The organism is Oleiphilus sp. HI0123, assembly GCF_001635315.1.
This window is the reverse complement of sequence record NZ_LWGE01000845.1, coordinates 1-437: the sequence shown is the minus strand read 5'-3', so window position 1 is coordinate 437 and position 437 is coordinate 1. Positions and strand designations below refer to the sequence as shown.

1 protein-coding gene is annotated in these 437 nt (G+C 44.9%); it reads right to left on the bottom strand.

The window, feature by feature from the left end:
- Positions 1–142: 142 nt before the first annotated feature.
- A partial coding sequence (locus tag A3761_RS07355) for an MAPEG family protein (protein WP_068750050.1) occupies positions 143–437 on the bottom strand: 295 nt, incomplete at its 5' end.

Sequence of the window (437 nt, the reverse complement as noted above, 5' to 3'; positions counted from 1 at the left end):
TAAGTGAAGAACTTCAAATTCTGGCACAGAACGCAGCATTTGAGCAAAAGGCAAATGCGATCTGGCCAGAGTCAGAGATTCTTGAGGGAAAACAACGCTTCAAGTTACTGCGATGTGACAGATAAACAAGTGCTTACGAGTACTATACCAACGCAAACAACATGGCGAGCCACAACACTGCTAAAGCCATCATACTCGCAGCAAAGCTCGCAAACCTTAGGCTGACATTGTTGTTACCCAAGTGGACAAAAGAATGTACTAGCCGCAAAGCCACATACAACCAAGCAGCGACAACTGACACAAGACCAACGCTATCCGTGATATAAGTGAGTATAACCCCAACATAAAATAAGGGTGGTACCTCAAAGTGGTTATGAATATGGCGAGTGAGAATATGGAGCCTTTGCGGCTCCTGCCCTTCATTGTATGAACGATAG